Source organism: Micromonospora fluostatini (assembly GCF_050410825.1).
GTDB lineage: Bacteria > Actinomycetota > Actinomycetes > Mycobacteriales > Micromonosporaceae > Micromonospora > Micromonospora rosaria.
Genome location: NZ_CP191251.1, coordinates 6,552,545 through 6,569,593, shown reverse-complemented (window position 1 = coordinate 6,569,593; position 17,049 = coordinate 6,552,545). Strand labels below are relative to the sequence as shown.

Annotated in this window: 18 protein-coding genes; 6 read left to right on the top strand and 12 right to left on the bottom strand. The window is 73.5% G+C overall.

Going from position 1 to position 17,049, the window contains the following annotated elements; genetic code table 11:
- Positions 1-4: 4 nt before the first annotated feature.
- The 5 genes from ACQUFX_RS29315 to ACQUFX_RS29295 form a co-directional block, all read right to left on the bottom strand.
- Positions 5-1,078: an NAD-dependent epimerase/dehydratase family protein gene (locus tag ACQUFX_RS29315; protein ID WP_428963418.1), complete on the bottom strand. Its 1,074-nt coding sequence runs from the start codon at positions 1,076-1,078 to the stop codon at positions 5-7.
- A gap of 120 nt (positions 1,079-1,198) precedes the next feature.
- Entirely contained in the window at positions 1,199-1,300 is a 102-nt protein-coding gene (locus ACQUFX_RS29310; RefSeq protein ID WP_007465623.1) for a 30S ribosomal protein bS22, read from the bottom strand.
- A 208-nt stretch (positions 1,301-1,508) separates the two neighbouring features.
- Positions 1,509-1,718: a helix-turn-helix domain-containing protein gene (locus ACQUFX_RS29305; protein WP_067367634.1), complete on the bottom strand. Its 210-nt coding sequence runs from the start codon at positions 1,716-1,718 to the stop codon at positions 1,509-1,511.
- Positions 1,719-2,192: 474 nt separating this feature from the next.
- The gene (locus tag ACQUFX_RS29300; protein WP_428963416.1) at positions 2,193-3,014 is read right to left on the bottom strand and encodes an alpha/beta fold hydrolase; all 822 of its coding nucleotides are present in this window, start codon (positions 3,012-3,014) and stop codon (positions 2,193-2,195) included.
- A gap of 74 nt (positions 3,015-3,088) precedes the next feature.
- Positions 3,089-4,009, bottom strand: coding sequence for a proline dehydrogenase family protein (locus ACQUFX_RS29295; protein ID WP_428963415.1), 921 nt, complete (start codon positions 4,007-4,009; stop codon positions 3,089-3,091).
- 193 nt (positions 4,010-4,202) lie between these two features.
- On the opposite strand from ACQUFX_RS29295, the gene ACQUFX_RS29290 reads away from it, so the two are divergent.
- From ACQUFX_RS29290 to ACQUFX_RS29280, 3 genes are read left to right on the top strand one after another with little or no spacing between them, the layout of a single operon-like run.
- Entirely contained in the window at positions 4,203-4,490 is a 288-nt protein-coding gene (locus ACQUFX_RS29290; protein ID WP_428963414.1) for a hypothetical protein, read from the top strand.
- A 1-nt stretch (position 4,491) separates the two neighbouring features.
- A complete protein-coding gene (locus tag ACQUFX_RS29285) occupies positions 4,492-5,658 on the top strand; it encodes a glutathionylspermidine synthase family protein (protein ID WP_428963413.1) in 1,167 nt (388 codons plus the stop codon).
- 18 nt (positions 5,659-5,676) lie between these two features.
- Entirely contained in the window at positions 5,677-6,249 is a 573-nt protein-coding gene (locus tag ACQUFX_RS29280) for a CGNR zinc finger domain-containing protein (protein WP_428963412.1), read from the top strand.
- 46 nt (positions 6,250-6,295) lie between these two features.
- Here the strand turns inward: ACQUFX_RS29280 and ACQUFX_RS29275 are convergent, their stop codons facing one another.
- Both ACQUFX_RS29275 and ACQUFX_RS29270 read right to left on the bottom strand, forming a co-directional pair.
- Positions 6,296-7,102, bottom strand: coding sequence for a sugar phosphate isomerase/epimerase family protein (locus ACQUFX_RS29275; protein WP_428963411.1), 807 nt, complete (start codon positions 7,100-7,102; stop codon positions 6,296-6,298).
- 76 nt (positions 7,103-7,178) lie between these two features.
- The gene (locus ACQUFX_RS29270) at positions 7,179-8,123 is read right to left on the bottom strand and encodes a Ppx/GppA phosphatase family protein (RefSeq protein ID WP_428963410.1); all 945 of its coding nucleotides are present in this window, start codon (positions 8,121-8,123) and stop codon (positions 7,179-7,181) included.
- Positions 8,124-8,190: 67 nt separating this feature from the next.
- Here ACQUFX_RS29270 and ACQUFX_RS29265 point away from each other — a divergent pair, with 67 nt between their 5' ends.
- Positions 8,191-8,985: a hypothetical protein gene (locus ACQUFX_RS29265; RefSeq protein WP_428967118.1), complete on the top strand. Its 795-nt coding sequence runs from the start codon at positions 8,191-8,193 to the stop codon at positions 8,983-8,985.
- 45 nt (positions 8,986-9,030) lie between these two features.
- Here ACQUFX_RS29265 and ACQUFX_RS29260 read toward each other — a convergent pair whose 3' ends face one another.
- From ACQUFX_RS29260 to ACQUFX_RS29250, 3 genes are all read right to left on the bottom strand, one after another.
- Complete coding sequence (locus tag ACQUFX_RS29260) at positions 9,031-10,233, bottom strand: MFS transporter (protein ID WP_428963409.1); 1,203 nt, start codon at positions 10,231-10,233, stop codon at positions 9,031-9,033.
- A gap of 153 nt (positions 10,234-10,386) precedes the next feature.
- A complete protein-coding gene (locus ACQUFX_RS29255; protein ID WP_067367601.1) occupies positions 10,387-11,070 on the bottom strand; it encodes a response regulator transcription factor in 684 nt (227 codons plus the stop codon).
- A gap of 92 nt (positions 11,071-11,162) precedes the next feature.
- Positions 11,163-12,449: a sensor histidine kinase gene (locus tag ACQUFX_RS29250; RefSeq protein ID WP_428967117.1), complete on the bottom strand. Its 1,287-nt coding sequence runs from the start codon at positions 12,447-12,449 to the stop codon at positions 11,163-11,165.
- A gap of 242 nt (positions 12,450-12,691) precedes the next feature.
- Here ACQUFX_RS29250 and phoU point away from each other — a divergent pair, with 242 nt between their 5' ends.
- Complete coding sequence (gene phoU / locus ACQUFX_RS29245; RefSeq protein WP_428967116.1) at positions 12,692-13,342, top strand: phosphate signaling complex protein PhoU; 651 nt, start codon at positions 12,692-12,694, stop codon at positions 13,340-13,342.
- A gap of 59 nt (positions 13,343-13,401) precedes the next feature.
- Here phoU and ACQUFX_RS29240 read toward each other — a convergent pair whose 3' ends face one another.
- Entirely contained in the window at positions 13,402-14,169 is a 768-nt protein-coding gene (locus tag ACQUFX_RS29240; protein WP_428963408.1) for a phosphoglyceromutase, read from the bottom strand.
- Positions 14,170-14,321: 152 nt separating this feature from the next.
- On the opposite strand from ACQUFX_RS29240, the gene ACQUFX_RS29235 reads away from it, so the two are divergent.
- Entirely contained in the window at positions 14,322-15,602 is a 1,281-nt protein-coding gene (locus ACQUFX_RS29235; protein ID WP_428963407.1) for an MDR family MFS transporter, read from the top strand.
- Positions 15,603-15,979: 377 nt separating this feature from the next.
- On the opposite strand, the gene ACQUFX_RS29230 is transcribed toward ACQUFX_RS29235, so the two are convergent.
- Positions 15,980-16,933 carry a hypothetical protein gene (locus ACQUFX_RS29230; protein WP_428963406.1) on the bottom strand — a complete coding sequence of 318 codons (954 nt, stop codon included), beginning with the start codon at positions 16,931-16,933 and terminating at the stop codon, positions 15,980-15,982.
- Between the last annotated feature and the right edge of the window lie 116 nt (positions 16,934-17,049).

Below are 17,049 nucleotides of genomic sequence, written 5' to 3'. Positions count from 1 at the left end.
CGGGTCACGACCGCTCCCGTACGGCGGCGCGGACCTGCCGGATGCCGTCCAGGACGGACTGTTCCGCGGCGGCGAGCCGGTCCCGGCCGAGCAGCACCCCGCCCTGGTGGGCGCGGATGAAGTCGTCGAAGGCGGCGGCGGTGGTGCGCGGCGTGAAGCCGTACTCCCGCACCAGCCGGGTGGTGTCGACCACCCGGCCGTGCACGAAGAGGTCGACCTGGTCGAGGCCGTAGCGGCCGAAGCCGAGCGTACGGGCGAGCGCGGCGGCCCCGGAGAGGCCGGGCTCCAGCACCGGCACGGCGACCCGCCCCGCCCGCCGGATCGCCTGGGACAGCGAGAGCACCCCCGGCCCGGCGACGTTGTACGTGCCCGGGTGCTCCTCCACCACCGACCGGTGCAGCACCTCCAACGCGTCGTCGACGTGCACGAACTGGAGCCGCGCGTCGCGGCCGAGGATGGTGGGCACCAGCGGCTGGGAGAAGTACCGGGTGAGCGTGGTGTCCGCGGTGGACCCGATGAACGGGGCGAACCGCAGCACCGTCGCGGTCACGTCGGGCCGGCGGCGGCGGAAACCGCGCACGTACCCCTCGATGTCGAGGATGTCGCGGGCGAAACCGCCGCGCGGCACCTCGCGGGGCTCGGTCTCCTCGGTGAAGACGGCGGGGTCCCGGAAGGACGCGCCGTACGCGGCCGTCGACGACCGGATCACCAGCTTGCGCAGCCGGGGCGCCCGCTGGCAGGCGGCGAGGAGCTGCATCGTGCCGATGACGTTCTGGTCCTTCATCGCCGCCCGGCCGCCGTGCTGACGGTCGGGGGCGCTGATCAGCGCGAGGTGGACCACGGCGTCGACGTCGAGGTCGCCGAGCAGCCCACCGAGCGAACCGGCGTCCACCCGGACCCGTTCGACCCCGTCGAGGAGACCGGCGATCTCGGCCCCCGGCGGAGCCGGGTCGACGCCGATCACCCGGTTGATCCGGGGGTCGGCGGCGAGCCGGGAGGCGACGTGGGCACCGAGGTACCGGCCGACCCCGGTCACGACGACGACCCCCGACGCGCCCGTGGGGGCGTCGGGGGTCACGACGTGCACCTCCCCCGGCAGGCGGGACCGAGCCGGGACAGCCACGGCCTGATCACCTGAGCCTCCGGGGGTCGACAGTTGGCAAGTGTCACCGGGAGCCGGGCCGGAGCCCGGCTCCGGTCACTTGCCGAGACGGCGACGCTGGACGCGGGTCTTGCGCAGCAGCTTGCGGTGCTTCTTCTTAGCCATGCGCTTGCGGCGCTTCTTGACCACCGAGCCCATACGACAGCCTTTCGATGCAACGTGCGGGGCGGACCGGACGACGCCACCTGGTGGCGCCCGCGACCGCTTGCGGACAACGGACCGGACCAGGCTGGTGGCGTCGGGGCGCACCGGTGTGCGGTCACGGTCGAGGTCCAGGGTAGCCGGAGAGCGTCAGCAGGACCAACGCGCCCCCGTCGATGCCCGTTACGTCGCACTCGCCGAGCCGTCAGGCGGTCTCCTGGAAGGCGCCCCGCAGGTACTCGTGCACCGCGTGCTCGGGCACCCGGAACGACCGGCCCACCCGGACGGCCGCCAGCTCACCACTGTGCACCAACCGATAGACGGTCATCTTCGACACCCGCATCACCGTCGCCACCTCGGCGACGGTGAGGAACCTGACATCCGACAGCCGCCCGTCGGACTGCGATCCGGCCATGGCCCACCGACCCATCCCATGCCCGGCGCGCGCCTCACCGACGGGTTCCCTCCCGCCGGGTCGGCAACGCGCGTGTTACCAGTACCGTAACGGGACGGCTGTGACCGGCGCGATCCCTTCTCACAACTGATCATGCCGGGGAAGCTGCTTCACCCGCCCGTGACCAGGGGTTTCCTGCCACATCGGCAACGAGTGCCGAGCATGTCCGAATCGGCCCCGGGCGACGAACACCCGGCGCGGTGACAGTGGGTGCCCGCGTGGAGACGGACGGCTGTCGGGGTGTCAGGGTCGGCATCCGGTGGCTCTGGTGGCGCCACCAGAGCCACCGGACGGGCGCCCCGGGCCGCTTCCGGACGCGTACCGGGACCCCACCTGGGAGCGGGACCAGTGTGGCAGGTCCGGTTCCGGGCCCGCACAGCGGCCGATCACCGGCCGGGGCGCCGGTGGCCGTACCCCCGGTCGGCGACGGCGACCCTAGGCACGCCCGGTCACCGCCAGGAACTCGGTGAGCTGCGCGGCGGTGGCCGCCGGCTGGTCGGCGTGCGGGTAGTGGCCGGAGTCCTCGATCATCCGGGCCTCGGCGGTGGCGAACCGGCGGCGGGCGGCCCGCGCCTCGGCGGCCGGGTCGGCGAAGTCGGGATCCTGCCGGCCCATCAGCACCAGCACCGGCTGGCGTACCCGGCTGGCGCGGGCGGTCCAGTGCGGGGTGGCCGGGGCGATTACCCCGCGCACCGCGTGCATCCGCCCGCGCAGCCCGGCCACCAGGTCCCGGCGGTACGCGGCGTCGTCGGGCGGCCGGACGACGGGGAAGAGCGTGCGGTGGTACCTGCCGAAGAGGCGGGGGCTGCGCAGCACCAGGGCCTGGGCGGCACGCGTCAGGGGGTTCGGCTTCGGCTCGGCGACGAACGGGGCGATCTGCACGATCCCGGCGACCAGGTCGGGGGCCTCGGCGGCGGCGAAGACCACGGCGGCCCCGCTGAAGGAGCTGCCGACCAGGGTGGCCGGCCCGCCGAGGGTACGCACCACGGCGAGCAGGTCCGCGCCGACCTCGGCCGGGGCGTACGACGGCCAGTGCGGGCTGGACTCCCCGTGCCCGCGTACGTCCACGGCGGCGACCCGGTACCCGGCCGCGACCAGCAACGGGATCAGGTGCCGGTAGGAGCGGCGGTTCTCCCCCGTGCCGTGCGCGAGGACCACCAGCGGCCCCGCGCCGTGCACCTCGTAGGAGACGGTCCCGCCATCCCTGGTCCCGTCGTCCCGCCGCACCTGACCGACTGCCCCAGCCCGGAAGCTCATGGGGTTAGCTTCCACCCGACCACCGCCGGCCGGGCGGCCCGTATCCGGACCACCGGGGGTGTACGCGGCGGCGGCTACTTCTTCGAGGCCAGGGCGCGGCCGAAGAAGGCGAGGTTGGCGGGGCGCTCGGCGAGCCGGCGCATCAGGTAGCCGTACCAGTCGTCGCCGTAGGGCACGTAGGTGCGCACGGTGTACCCCTCGGCGGCCAGCCGGGCCTGCTCCTCCGGGCGGATGCCGTACAGCATCTGGAACTCGAACCGGTCCGGCCCCCGGTCGAACCACCGCGCCCGGTCCTCGCCGATGGCGATCAGGCGCGGGTCGTGGGTGGCCAGCATCGGGTACCCGTCGCCGGACATGAGCACGTTCAGGCAGCGGACGTAGGAACGGTCCACGTCCCGGTCGGCCTGGTACGCCACCGACTCGGGCTCCCGGTACGCGCCCTTGCAGAGCCGGACCCGGGACCCGGCGTACGCCAGCTCACGGCAGTCCGACTCGGTCCGCCGCAGGTACGCCTGCAGCACCGCCCCGGTGCCCGGGTGGTCCTTGCGCAGCTTGGTCAGGATGTCCAGGGTCGAGTCGGTGGTGGTGTGGTCCTCCATGTCGAGAGTCACCGTGGTACCCGCCGCGTCGGCCGCCTGGCAGATCGCCCGCGCGTTGTCGTAGGCCAGCTTCTCGTCGATCATCTGCCCGAGCGCGGAGAGCTTGACGCTCACCTCGGCCGCCGGGGTGAGCCCGGCGGCGTGCAGCGCCCCCAGCAGGGACAGGTACTCGTCCCGGGTGGCGGTGGCCTGCTCGGCGGTGACCACGTCCTCGCCCAGGTTGTCGAGGGTGACCGCGAGCCCGTCGGCGACGAGTTCGCGGGTCGCGCGCAACGCGTCGTCGGTGCCCTCGCCGGCGACGAACCGGCGTACGACGTCCCGGGTGAAGGGGGCCGTCGCGACGAGCCGCTCGACCCGGGATGACCGGGAGGCGGCGAGAATGACGGTACGGAGCATGAGCCGAGGGTAACGCCCACGGCCGCCCCCGCGCCCGGCGGCGGCCCACCCCGCCCGGAGTGCAAGGAAGGGCCCCTTGTTAACACGTGGTGGTGAGAAGGGAACCCTTCTCTACCGTAGGCGTTAATAGGGGGCCCCTCCTTCCACCGCACCCGGGGCAGCGGGGATTGACCCGATCAGCTACAACGGGCACGTGGCAGAACGTCCTCGACGCCGGCTCCGGTCGGCCAGCGTGCAGATCGGCACCCTCACCGCCCTGGCGCTGGTCCTCTCCGGCTGCAACCTCTCCTCCGACGACGACGATGACTGCGCGCTCGGCCCGACCGGCGGTGGGGGGACGGTCGTGCTGGCCATGCAGGTGCCGGCGACCGTGGACACCCCGGCCAGCACCGCCGACCGGCCGGCCCCGGCGGGCGGCACGGTGCCCGACCGTGGCGGCTTCGGCACCTACCTCGCCGACTGCGGCAGCAGCGGCGGCTGAGATGCGCCGGGTGGCCGTCGAGCCCCGCCCCGGCTGGAACGACACGGTCCGGGAGCAGGGCCTGGTCTACGTCGACACCGAGCTGCCCGGCGGCGGGGTGATGTCCTACTGGGACGAGAGCGCCGCGTACGCCTTCGACCTCGACGAGGTGCTCCGGCTGGAGGAGGCCACCGAGGAGTTGCACCGGATGTCGGTGGCCGCCGCCGAGCACGTGGTGGCCCACCACCGGTACGCCGACTTCGGCATCCCCGGCTGGGCGGCCGAGGCGGTGGCCCGGTCGCTGCGCGAGGCCCCGCCCATGCTGTACGGCCGGTTCGACCTCTGCTACGACGGCTCGTGGCCGCCGAAGCTGCTGGAGTACAACGCCGACACGCCCACCTCGCTGGTCGAGGCGGGCATCATCCAGTGGTTCTGGCTGGAGGACACCCGGCCGGAGCTGGACCAGTGGAACAGCCTGCACGAGCGGCTCGTCGCCGCCTGGCACCGGATCGGCGCCGGGCTGCACGAGCCCCGGGTGCACGTGGTCTGGTCCAGCGAGGAGGAGTCCGGGGAGGACCAGATCACCGCCGGCTACCTGGCCGAGACCGCCCGGCAGGCGGGCCTCGACGTGCACCTGCTGCCGATCCAGCGGATCGGGTGGGACGGCCGGCGCTTCGTCGACGCCGCCGACCGGCCGGTCGTCACCTGCTTCAAGCTGTACCCCTGGGAGTGGATGCTCGCCGAGCCGTACGGGCCGCTGGCGCTGGACCCGGGCACCCCGACCACCTGGATCGAGCCGGCCTGGAAGCTGCTGCTGTCGAACAAGGCGCTGCTCGCCGTGCTGTGGGAGCTGTACCCGGGCCACGAGCTGTTGCTGCCGGCGTACCTGGACGGCCCCCGCCGGATGACCGAGTACGTGGCGAAGCCGCTGCTCGGGCGGGAGGGCGGGTCGGTCCGCATCGTCACCGGCGACACCGAGATCAGCAACCCGAGCGGCTACGGCGCGGAGGGTTTCTGTTACCAGGAGTTCCGCCCGTTGCCGGAGTTCGCCGGCAGCCGGACGGTGCTGGGCAGTTGGGTCGTCGACGGCGAGTCGGCGGGCCTCGGTATCCGGGAGAGTCCGGGTCTGATCACCGACAACTACGCCCGCTTCCTGCCGCACTACATCGACGCGCCACGTGGTCCGTGAGTCGTCTACGGTTGAGGTGTGGACTTCGACGCGTACGCCCGGACCGGTGTCGACCTGGTCAACGCGCGACTGGACGACCTCGACGCCCTGCGGGCCCTCTTCCCCGACGAACACGCCTGGATGCGTGACGAGGCTGCGGAGCGGGATCTGACGATTTTCCGGCGGGCGCAGAAACGGCTGCGGGACGTCTTCGAGTACGGCACCTCCGGGCGGGACGCGGAGGCGGTGAACGAGCTGAACACCCTGCTGGCGGCGTACCCGGTGCAGCCCCGGATCTCCGGGCACGACTCCAGCGACTGGCACATGCACGTCACCGGCCGGGGCGCGTCGGTGAGCGCGGAGTACCTGGCCGGCGCGGTCTGGGGGCTGTCGGTCTGGCTCTGCGAGTACGGCAGCGCCCGGTTCGGCGTCTGCGCCGACGACCGCTGCCGCAACGTGTACCTGGACACCTCGTCGAACTGCTGCCGGCGGTTCTGCTCGGAGCGCTGCGCCACCCGCTCCCACGTCGCCGCGCACCGGGCCCGCAAGCGGGCCGCGGTCAGCGACCAGGCCGCCGCCCCGGCCGACGCGTCGCTCACGCCGGTGAGCTGACCCGCCCCGGCCCACGCCCCTCCGCCGCGTGGCGGCGCTCCCCGGCTCAGACGTCGACCGGGGAGGGGGCGGTCAGGTTGGCGCGGGCGAACTCCAGCGCCTCGCGCAGGTCGGCCTCGCGCAGGGCGCAGCTCTTCGCGCCCCGGGTGGTCACCTCGACCGCGACCGAGCCGGTGAAGCCCCGGCCGGCCAGCGAGCGCAGCACCTCGGCGCAGGGCTGGCTGCCCCGCCCCGGCACCAGGTGCTCGTCGCGCCCCTCGCCGGTGCCGTCGCCCAGGTGCACGTGGGCCAGGCCGGCGCCCATCCGGTCGGCCATCGCCAGCGCGTCGGTGTGCGAGGCGGCGCAGTGCGACAGGTCGAGGGTGTACGAGGCGTACCCGGTCTCGGTCGGATCCCACCCCGGGACGTACGGGACGAACTGCCGGCCGGCCATCCGCACCGGGTACATGTTCTCCACCGCGAACCGCAGCCCACCGAAGCGGCCGGCGATGTCGTCCAGCCCGTCAGCGAAGGTCCGGGCGTAGTCACGCTGCCAGGTGAAGGGCGGGTGCACCACCACCGTCGGCGCCTCCAGCGTCTCGGCCAGCTCGGCGGCCCGGCGCAGCCGCTCCCACGGGTCCGGGCTCCACACCCGCTGGGTGACCAGCAGGCAGGGGGCGTGCACCGAGAGCACCGGCACCCCGTAGTGCTCGGCGAGGCCGCGCAGCGCCCCGGCGTCCTGGCTGACGGCGTCGGTCCAGACCATCACCTCGACCCCGTCGTAGCCGAGGGCGGCGGCCATCTGGAAGGCCGCCGCGGTCCGTTCCGGGAAGACCGAGGAGGTGGACAGGAGCACCGGGACGCGGGAAGTCACACCGTCGAGGGTAACGCGCGCCGATTGCGGCATCGTGACGAGCAGTCACAAATGCGCACACCGCGGTCACCGCTGGTCACACCGGTTCGAGATGGTCCAGCCGGCGCAGGATCACGCCCTCCCGCAGCGCCCACGGGCAGATGTCCACCGCGTCCACGCCCAGCCGCCGCATCACCGCCTCGGCCACCACCGCGCCGGCCAGCAACTGGTGGGCCCGGCCGACGCTGACCCCCTCCAGCTCGGGAAGCTGGGCCGGGGGGATGTGCCGGACGAAGCCCAGCACCTGCCGTACCCCGGTGCGGGTCAGGCGGCGGCGGGCCCACAGCCCCGCCCCGGAGGGCGCCGCCCCGGCGAGCCGGGCCAGGGTCCGGAAGGTCTTCGAGGTGGCCACCGGACGCTCCCAGCCCACCGCGGCCATCCGCGCCACCACCGGGTCCAGCAGCGTGTCGACGTGCTCCCGGAGCCGCTCGACGGCCTCCGCCGGCGGTGGCAGCGCGTCGCCCGGGGCGATCCCCAGCCAGTCCCGGGTCAGCCGGCCCGCCCCCAGTGGCAGCGACTCCGCGGCGTCCGGGTCCTCGTCGATCCCGGCCGCGATCTCCAGCGACCCGCCGCCGATGTCCAGCACCAGCAGCCGCCCCGCCGACCAGCCGAACCAGCGCCGGACCGCGAGGAAGGTCATCCGCGCCTCGTCCGCCCCGGAGAGCACCTCCAGCCGTACCCCGGTGGTGTCCCGGACCCGGGCCAGCACCTCGGCGGCGTTGGTGGCGTCCCGGACCGCGGAGGTGGCGAACGCGATCAGGGTCTCCGCGCCCAGCCCGGTCGCCGCCGCGCGGGCCCCGGCGACCGCCTTGACCAGCCCCTCCGCGCCGAACTCGGTGAGCGCGCCGTCCGGGCCGATCTGCTCGGCGAGCCGGAGCACCACCTTCTCCGAGTGCGCCGGCCAGGGGTGCGCCCCGTGGTGGGCGTCCACCACCAGCAGGTGCACCGTGTTGGAACCGACGTCGAGGACACCCAGTCGCATGCAGCAGACCCTATTCCCCGGCTCTCCGGACCGCAGCCGGGACCGGGCGTACCCTGGGCCGGTGACGATTGAGATCCAGGCGCTGGTGGACGACCCGCAGGATCCGCGCAGCCGGGAGGTCCCGCTGGACTTCCCGCGCGAGTGGATCGAGTTCGTCGACCCGGCCGACGAGAACCACCTCGTCCGGGCCGACCTGACCTGGCTGCTGTCCCGCTGGACCTGCGTCTTCGGTCAGGGCTGCCACGGCATCGTCGCCGGCCGCGCCGCCGACGGCTGCTGCTCGCACGGGGCGTTCTTCACCGACGCCGACGACGAGAAGCGGGTCCGGGCGGCGGTCAAGCGGCTCACCCCGCAGACCTGGCAGCGCCACCGCCGGGGCTTCAAGAACTGGACCGAGAACGACACCATCGACGGCAAGAACCCGGCCCGGCGCACCGCCACCCGCGACGCCGAGGGCCCCTGCGTCTTCCTCAACGACCCGGGCTTCCCCGGTGGCGGCGGCTGCGCCCTGCACGCGCAGGCGCTGCGGGACGGGGTGCACCCGCTGGAGTACAAGCCCGACGTCTGCTGGCAGTTGCCGGTCCGGCGGGACCAGGAGTGGCACAAGCGCCCGGACAACACCAAGGTGCTGGTCTCCACGCTCGCCGAGTTCGACCGGCGGGGCTGGGGCGCCGGTGGGCACGACCTGCACTGGTGGTGCACCTCGTCGACCGACGCCCACGTGGGCAGCGAGCCGATGTACGTCTCGTACGGCCCGGAGCTGACCGCGCTGGTCGGCGCGCCCGCGTACGCGAAGCTGGTGGAGCTCTGCGCGGCCCGCGCCCGCCAGGGCCAAGTCGCTCCGCACCCCGCCAGCGGGTAAGGAAGGGCCCCCTCTTAACGCCTACGGTAGAGAAAGGTTCCCTTCTCACCCCGCCCGCCCACCGGGCGGCGGAGCCGCCGGTGGGCGGGCGGGGTGGTGCAGGCCGGTGGCGACCCAGGCGGCGCCGGCCAGGCCCACGGCGGTGCAGGCCAGCACGCCGGCTGAGCCGGCCCCGGCGGCCAGGAAGCCCGCGGTGCTGGGGATCAGCACCTGCCCGAGCCGGTTGCCGGTCAGCCGCAACGACATCGCCCGGCCCCGCAGCCCGGGTGGCGCGGACTCGGCCAGGAACGACATGGTCAGCGGCTGACCCGCGCCGAGGCCCAGCCCGGCGACGACGACCACCACCCCCATCGCCCAGAGCGGCAACGGGGGCAGCAGCGCCCCGAGGCCGACGGCGGAGAGCGCGACGGTACCGATCAGCAGCCGGCGCCGCCCCACGGCCGCGACCAGGCGGCCGAGCAGCAGCCGGGAGACCATCGACGCGACCGCGCGCAGCCCCAGCAGGACACCGATGGTGCCGGCGGCGATGCCCCGCTCGGCCCCGAGCGCCGGCAGGTAGACCAGGGTGACGTCGACGGCGGCCAGGACGACGCAGCTCACCGTCAGCGCGCGCGGCACGCCGGGGGTGCGCACCAGGTCCGCCACCCCGCCGGTACGCCCGGCGGTGGCGCGGCGGTGCTGCCCGGAGGGGCGCAGGAAGGCGGCGGTGGCCAGCAGCGGCAGGGCGACCACGGTGGCGCCGAGGAAGCTCGCCCGGGTGTCCGGGATCGGGCGGTCCCCGCCGAAGAGCACGATCAGCCCCGGGCCGAGCGCCTGGCCGAGGCTGGCGGCGAAGGTGTAGTAGCCGAACGCGGCGTCGTACCGACCGGCCGGGGTGGCGTTGGCGACCAGTGCCTGCTGGGCCACCACCGCGCAGAGGTGACCGGTACCGAGCAGCGCGCTGGCCAGCGCCAACCCGGCGATCGTCCCGCCGAGCAGGACGAACCCGACCCCGGCGGCGGCCAGCAGGGCCGCGCCGGCCAGCGCCGTACGACGCTCGCCGTACCGGTCGACGGCCTGGCCGGCGGGGACCGCCAGGGCCAACGGCGCGACGGCGAAGCTCGCCCCGAGCAGACCCAGCCAGGAGGCCGGCACGTCGAGTTGCAACGCCTGGTACGCCGAGGCGGGCCGGAGCATGAAGGTGACCGCCTGCACCACGACGGTCTGTGCCAGCAGCAGCCCGACCTGGTACCGGGTGGGTGGAGCCACCGGTCAGCGGACGGTGGTCGACGGGCGGCGCATCCGCAGCAGGCTAGCCGCGCGGGACCGGCGGCGCAGCGCCGGCCCCGCTGCCCGGCAGCACCCGGCACGGGGTACGACGGGGCCAGGTACGACGGGCCGCGCCAGGGTCCGCAGGGCGGCCTACGGCTCGAACTTGTAGCCGAGGCCCCGGACGGTGACGATGAAGCGTGGCGCGGAGGGCTCCGGCTCGATCTTCGAGCGCAGCCGCTTGACGTGCACGTCGAGGGTCTTGGTGTCCCCCACGTAGTCCGCGCCCCAGACCCGGTCGATGAGCTGGCCCCGGGTCAGCACCCGGCCGGCGTTGCGCAGCAGCAGCTCCAGCAGCTCGAACTCCTTGAGCGGCAACTGCACCGCGCCACCGTCGACGGTGACCACGTGCCGCTCGATGTCCATCCGGACCGGCCCGGCGGCGAGCGTCGGGGTGCCGGACTCGGTCGTCTCGCTGGTCTGCCGGCGCAGCACCGCCCGGATCCGGGCCACCAGTTCCCGGGGCGAGTACGGCTTGGTCACGTAGTCGTCGGCCCCGATCTCCAGGCCGACCACCTTGTCGATCTCGCTGTCCCGGGCGGTGACCATGATGATCGGTACGTGCGACCGCTGCCGTAGCTGCCGGCAGACCTCGGTACCCGACATCTCGGGCAGCATCAGGTCGAGCAGCACGATGTCGGCGCCGGTCCGGTCGAACTCGGTGAGGGCGGAGGTGCCCGTCGCGGCGACGGAGACGTCGAAGCCCTCCTTGCGGAGCATGTACGACAGGGCGTCGGAGAACGACTCCTCGTCCTCGACCACCAGTACGCGACTCACGGGTTTCCTTTCGTTGCTGTTCGGACCTGCCGTACCCCGGCCGGTCGGACCTGCCGTACCCCGGCCGGTCGGACCGGCGGCGGCCAAGCGGGTCAGGCCTGCGACACCTCGACCGGACCGGGCTCGATACCAGCCGACGAGAGTGTCACCGCCAGGTCCTCCGGGGGGCGGGCAGGCAACCGGAGGGTGAACGTCGACCCACCACCAAGGGTGCTCGACACCTCCACCCGGCCGCCATGGTTGCTGGCGATGTGTTTGACGATGGCCAGCCCGAGACCGGTCCCGCCGGTGGAGCGGGACCGCGCCTGGTCGGCCCGGTAGAACCGTTCGAAGATCCGGTCGACGTCGGTGGGCGCGATGCCGATGCCCTGGTCGGTGACCGAGATCCGGACGTCGTCGCCGTCGGCGCGGGCGTCCACCCGGACCACGGTGTCCTCCGCCGAGTAGTTGATCGCGTTCTCCACCAGGTTCGCCACGGCGGTGGCGAGCTGGGCGTCGCTGCCGTACACGGTCAGGCCGGTCTCCGCCGCCACCTGGACGTCGGCCCGGCGGGCGGCGGCGCTGGTCCGGGTCCGGTCCAGCACCTCGGCGAGGACCCAGTCCACCGTCACCGGCTCCGGGGCGGGCTGCGGCTCGGCGCCCTGGAGCCGGGTCAGCTCCAGCAACTCCTGCACCAGACGACCCAGCCGGGTCGACTCGTGCTGGATCCGCTCGGCGAACCGGCGCGCGGCGACCAGGTCCTCGGAGAGGTCGGGTGAGCCCCCGCCGGCCGGTTCGGTGGCGTCCAGCAGCGCCTCGGCGAGCAGTTGCAGCGCGCCGATCGGGGTCTTCAACTCGTGGCTGACGTTGGCCACGAAGTCCCGGCGGACCCGGGCCAGCCGGTGCGACTCGGTGACGTCGGCCGCCTCCACGGCGATGAAGCCGCCACCGATCCCCATCGCCCGCAGGTGCACACCGAGCGGGTCCGGGCCGGCGTTGTCGCGGCCCCGGGGCAGGTCCAGCTCGATCTCGCGGCGCACGCCCGTGCGCCGCACCTGCCCGGCCAGGGTACGGATCAACGGGTGGGCGGCGATGGAGCCGGGGCGGGGACCGGTACGCAGCAGGCCCATCGCCCGGGCGGCCGGGTTGACCAGTACCGGAACGTCGTCGGGCCCGAGCACCACGACCCCGGCACGCAGCGAGTCGATCGTCTTGCGGCCAAGCCCGGACACCTCGGCCTGCTGGTCGTCGGCTATCGCGGGCCTCCCCCTGCCGAAGGTCGGTCCACCCGGCGCGGACCGAACGGTCGGGCCGGGTCCGTCGGCTCCGCCCGACGCGGAGCGCCGACGCAGCGCCGACACCATCCTGGGCAGCAGGAACCCGGCAGCCAGGCCGACCATCAGGCCGGTGGCCACCGCGAACGGTACCGCCCACTCCACCTGGCGATCGTAGGGTCATTGTTCACCGAGCGACCCTCAGATAAGGGGCGAATCACGCTCACTTCCGGAACTGTTCACCGCTCGGCCGTGCCTCGTTCATCGAGGTACCGCCCCGTCCCGGGCACCTCGGCCTACGGTGGTCGGCGCACCTCGACCACCCCCGCCGGCTCCCGCCCGGCGACACCGACCGACGGGACGTGACCATGCGCAACGAGTTCCACGCCGACCTGGCGACCGTCAGCCACCTGCTGGTGGAGATGGCCCACCAGGTCCGGGCCGCCATGCGGCAGGCCACCCGGGCCCTGCTGACCGCCGACCGCCGGGCCGCCGAGGCGGTCATCACCGGGGACGGCGAGATCGACGCCCGGTACCGGGAGGTCGAGGAGCGGGTCTGCGAACTGCTGGCCCGGCAGGCGCCGGTCGCCTCCGACCTGCGCGCCATGATCACCGCGCTGCACGTCGCCGCCGACCTGGAACGGATGGGCGACCTCGCCGACCACGTGGCGAAGACCGCGCTGCGCCGGCACCCCTCTCCCGCCGTACCGGCGGAGCTGCGGCCGATCTTCACCGAGATGGACGGTGTGGCGGACCGGATGGCCGAGAAGATCGCCGGGGTGCTCGCCGACCCGGACGCCGAACTCGCCGCCGAGCTGGACCGGGACGACGACGCCATGGACGACCTGCACAAGCAGCTCTTCGGGGTGGTCCTCGGCGCGGACTGGCCGTACGGGGTGGAGACGGCGATCGACGCCACCCTGCTGGGCCGCTTCTACGAGCGCTTCGCCGACCACGCGGTCAACGCCGGCGAGCACGTCGTCTACCTGATCACCGGCGAGTCCGCCGCCGCCCAGTAGGTGTAAGGAAGGGCCCCCTATTAACCGTATGGGTTAATAGGGGGCCCTTCCTTACACGCTCAGCGGCCCTGGTTGGCGACGGCGGCGGCCGCCTCCTTGGCGGCGGTCGGGTCGAGGTACGTGCCGCCCAGGGTGAGCGGCCGGAGCTGGGGGTCCAGGTCGTAGCGCAGCGGGATGCCGGTCGGGATGTTCAGCTTGGCGATCTCCGCGTCGCTGATCTGGTCCAGGTGCTTGACCAGGGCGCGCAGCGAGTTGCCGTGCGCGGCGACCAGCACCGTCCGGCCGGCCAGGATGTCCGGCACGATCGAGTCGTACCAGTACGGCAGCATTCGCTCGACGACGTCCTTGAGGCACTCGGTACGCGGCATCAGCTCGGTCGGCAGCAGCGCGTACCGGGGGTCGCCGACCTGGGACCACTCGTCGTTGTCGTCGATCGGCGGCGGCGGGGTGTCGTACGACCGGCGCCAGAGCATGAACTGCTCCTCGCCGTACTCGTCCAGGGTCTGCTTCTTGTTCTTGCCCTGGAGGGCGCCGTAGTGCCGCTCGTTGAGCCGCCACGACCGGCGCACCGCGATCCAGTGCCGGTCGGCGGCGTTCAGCGCCAGCTCGGCGGTGCGGATCGCCCGGCGCATCACGCTGGTGTGCACCACGTCCGGCAGCAGGTCGTGCTCGCGCAGCAGCTCACCGCCGCGGCGCGCCTCGCTCTCGCCCTTGACGGTCAGGTCGACGTCGACCCAGCCGGTGAAGAGGTTCTTGGCGTTCCAGTCGCTCTCGCCGTGCCGCAGCAGGACCAGCGTCCCGACGGTGGGCCCTTCGCTCGCAGTCATGCCGATCATCCTGCCCGAAGCCCCGATCGGACACGCGGGCGGTGGCGGTGACGACCACCACGTGGAAAAGCCGGTGACCAGGATCGGGGCCCGGACCTACCGTCGTAAGGCACATAGAGCTTAAGAGTCATTACGGTAGAGCGGGGGCCCGGATGCGGACGGTACGGGGCTGGTTGCACGCGACCGCCGGGGGCCTGCCCGCCACCTTCTGGTACCTCTGGACCGGCACCCTGATCAACCGGCTCGGCTCGTTCGTGGTGGCCTTCCTCGCCATCTACCTCACCGCCGAACGCGGCTTCAGCGAGTTGCAGGCCGGGCTGGTGCTCGGCCTCTGGGGTGCCGGCGGAGCGGTCGGGACCACGCTGGGCGGGACGCTCGCCGACCGGTGGGGCCGGCGACCCACGCTGCTCACCGCGCACCTCGGCGCGGCCGGGATGATGCTGGCCCTCGGGCTCGCCCGGGACCTCTGGGCGGTGGCGGTGGGGGCGCTGCTGCTCGGGCTCTTCGCCGAGGGGGCCCGTCCGGCGTTCGGTGCGATGATGATCGACGTCGTCCCGGAGCGGGACCGGGTCCGTGCCTTCTCCCTGAACTACTGGGCGATCAACCTCGGTTTCGCCTGCGCGGCGGTGCTCGCCGGGCTCGCCGCCGAGGCCGACTACCTGCTGCTGTTCGCCGTCAACGCGGTCACCACCCTGGTCACCGCGCTGATCGTCTTCGCCCGGGTCAGGGAGACCCGGACCGTCGGCGTCCGCACCGCCGGCGTGCCGGCGCCCCGGGGCGCGTTGCGCGCCATCCTCGCCGACCGGGTCTTCCTGCTCTTCGTCACCCTGAACCTGTTCACCGCGCTGATCTTCCTGCAACACCTCTCGATGCTGCCGATCGCGATGGCCGACTCCGGGCTCAGCCCGTCCACGTACGGGTCGGTGATCGCCCTCAACGGCGTGCTGATCGTCTTCGGGCAGCTCTTCGTACCCCGGTTGATCCAGGGCCGGAGCCGCTCCCACGTGCTCGCCCTGGCCGCCGTGGTGACCGGCGTCGGCTTCGGGCTGACCGCGTTCGCCGAGGTCGCCTGGTTCTACGGGATCACCGTGCTGATCTGGACGCTGGGCGAGATGCTCAACTCGCCGTCCAACGCCACCCTGGTCGCCGAGTTGTCCCCGACCAACCTGCGCGGGCGCTACCAGGGCGTCTTCTCGCTCTCCTGGCAGGTCGCCTTCGCCGTCTCGCCCGTCCTCGGTGGGCTCGTCCGGCAGTCCGGCGGGGACACCGTCCTCTGGCTGGGCTGCGCCGTGCTCGGCGGGCTGCTGGCCGTCGCCCACCTGGCCTCCGGGCCGGCCCGGGAACGTCGGGCCGTCCGCCTGCGGGCCGCGATGACCGATCCGACGGTGACGACGCCGCGGGGCACCCGCACCGGCACCTCCGTCGCCGGCTGACCCCGGGCCGGGGAAACGAGAACGTCCACCCCGGCCGTGGCCGTGATGGACGTTTCTCCCTGCTGTGCCCGGCGGCGGCGGGCGACACTCACCCCCGTAAGCGTCGCCCGCTCGCGCCGCCGGTCCGACAGGTGGGGTGCCGTCCCCCAACGGGCTGGTCCACCTGTCCCTTCGCGTCACCCTCGGTGCGCGGATCTGATCGATCCGCCGCTCCCCCGAACGTTTCCGAGCGGTACGCGGTGCAATAAAGTTAGTTCGCCCAGTTTACGAATTCAACTGGGATCGGCTGTCTCGCCGGTCACAGCATCACCCTCCACCGCTGGGCCCTCCCGGAGGCGACAACGCCCGCATACCCGTCGGACATTCCCGCAAACACCTCAGGCGTCCTCACGCTGCGGGGATTCCGTCCGGAAGAAGTTGCTCTGCCGACCGTCGCGCATCTGCTCCTGGAAGATCAGGTTGAGCCGGCGACCGTCGAAGGTGCGGAACCAGTCGTCCCAGGTGATCTCGCGCACCCGGCTGCTCTCCCGGTACCCGGGAAAGTTGAAGGTCAGCACCCCCGGCCGGCCGTTGCGCTCGGTGCCCGCGATCGTCGCCGGCTTCGCGTTGCGCGCCCGCGCCCAGCGCTGGATCACCTCGTGGTTGGTGGTGACCAGGCTCCGGCCCGGACGCTCCGGGCGGTCGGCCGGCGACGCGATGAGCTGCGAGGACCGGACCGACCGGGAGGTCGTCCCGCCCGACGCGGTCCGCCGGCCCGACGCCCCGGCGGTACCGGACGCGGTCGCCTTCCGGGCGGTCGCGCCGCCCGCCGACGACGCCTTGCGGGCCGGCGCCGCAGACGTCTTCCGGGCCGCCGCCGAGGAGGTCTTGCGCGCCTGCGCCGGGGACGCCTTGCGGGCCGACGGCGACGCCTTGCGGGCCTGCGCCGACGAGGTCTTGCGGGCCTGTGCCGGAGCGGCCTTGCGGGCCTGTGCCGGGGTCGCCTTGCGCGCTCGGGCCGGGGCGGCCTTCGCGCGTGCCGACGGGGTACCCGTCGTGCGGCGGGCGGCGGTCGACGTGGCCCGCCCGGCCGGGCCGGTGCTCGTCCGGGCGGCACCGCCACCCCGCCGGCCCGACCGCATCGTCCGGGCCAGCAGCTTCACCAGTTCCGGCTTGCGCAGGGCGGAGATCCCGGAGACCCCCTGCCGGCGGAGCCGGACGCGGATCTCGTCCACCCGCAACCGGGAGATCTCGGACTCGGAGATCCCCGGGGTGCCCGGGGTCTGGTTGCCACCTTGCCGCTTCGTCCTCGTCGCGGTCCCGCCGCGACCTGAGCTGTTCCGCTGAGCCATGGGGCGTTCACGCTCCTCGACAGTCCGTCTCGGCCGCGGTGGGTCCGGTACGCCGCACCGCGCGGTGCCGCATACCCCGCAGAAACCCGCCGAACCCCGGCACCGCCCACCGATCA

What these genes read in the sequence shown, in the direction of transcription:
- ACQUFX_RS29285 (WP_428963413.1), top strand. Translation starts at nt 4,492, where the DNA reads ATGCGCCGGGTGGCCGTCGAGCCCCGCCCCGGCTGGAACGACACGGTC.
- ACQUFX_RS29305 (WP_067367634.1), bottom strand. Translation starts at nt 1,718, where the DNA reads ATGGCCGGATCGCAGTCCGACGGGCGGCTGTCGGATGTCAGGTTCCTC.
- ACQUFX_RS29235 (WP_428963407.1), top strand. Translation starts at nt 14,322, where the DNA reads ATGCGGACGGTACGGGGCTGGTTGCACGCGACCGCCGGGGGCCTGCCC.
- ACQUFX_RS29250 (WP_428967117.1), bottom strand. Translation starts at nt 12,449, where the DNA reads ATGGTCGGCCTGGCTGCCGGGTTCCTGCTGCCCAGGATGGTGTCGGCG.
- ACQUFX_RS29310 (WP_007465623.1), bottom strand. Translation starts at nt 1,300, where the DNA reads ATGGGCTCGGTGGTCAAGAAGCGCCGCAAGCGCATGGCTAAGAAGAAG.
- phoU (WP_428967116.1), top strand. Translation starts at nt 12,692, where the DNA reads ATGCGCAACGAGTTCCACGCCGACCTGGCGACCGTCAGCCACCTGCTG.
- ACQUFX_RS29300 (WP_428963416.1), bottom strand. Translation starts at nt 3,014, where the DNA reads ATGAGCTTCCGGGCTGGGGCAGTCGGTCAGGTGCGGCGGGACGACGGG.
- ACQUFX_RS29295 (WP_428963415.1), bottom strand. Translation starts at nt 4,009, where the DNA reads ATGCTCCGTACCGTCATTCTCGCCGCCTCCCGGTCATCCCGGGTCGAG.
- ACQUFX_RS29270 (WP_428963410.1), bottom strand. Translation starts at nt 8,123, where the DNA reads ATGCGACTGGGTGTCCTCGACGTCGGTTCCAACACGGTGCACCTGCTG.
- ACQUFX_RS29240 (WP_428963408.1), bottom strand. Translation starts at nt 14,169, where the DNA reads ATGACTGCGAGCGAAGGGCCCACCGTCGGGACGCTGGTCCTGCTGCGG.
- ACQUFX_RS29230 (WP_428963406.1), bottom strand. Translation starts at nt 16,933, where the DNA reads ATGGCTCAGCGGAACAGCTCAGGTCGCGGCGGGACCGCGACGAGGACG.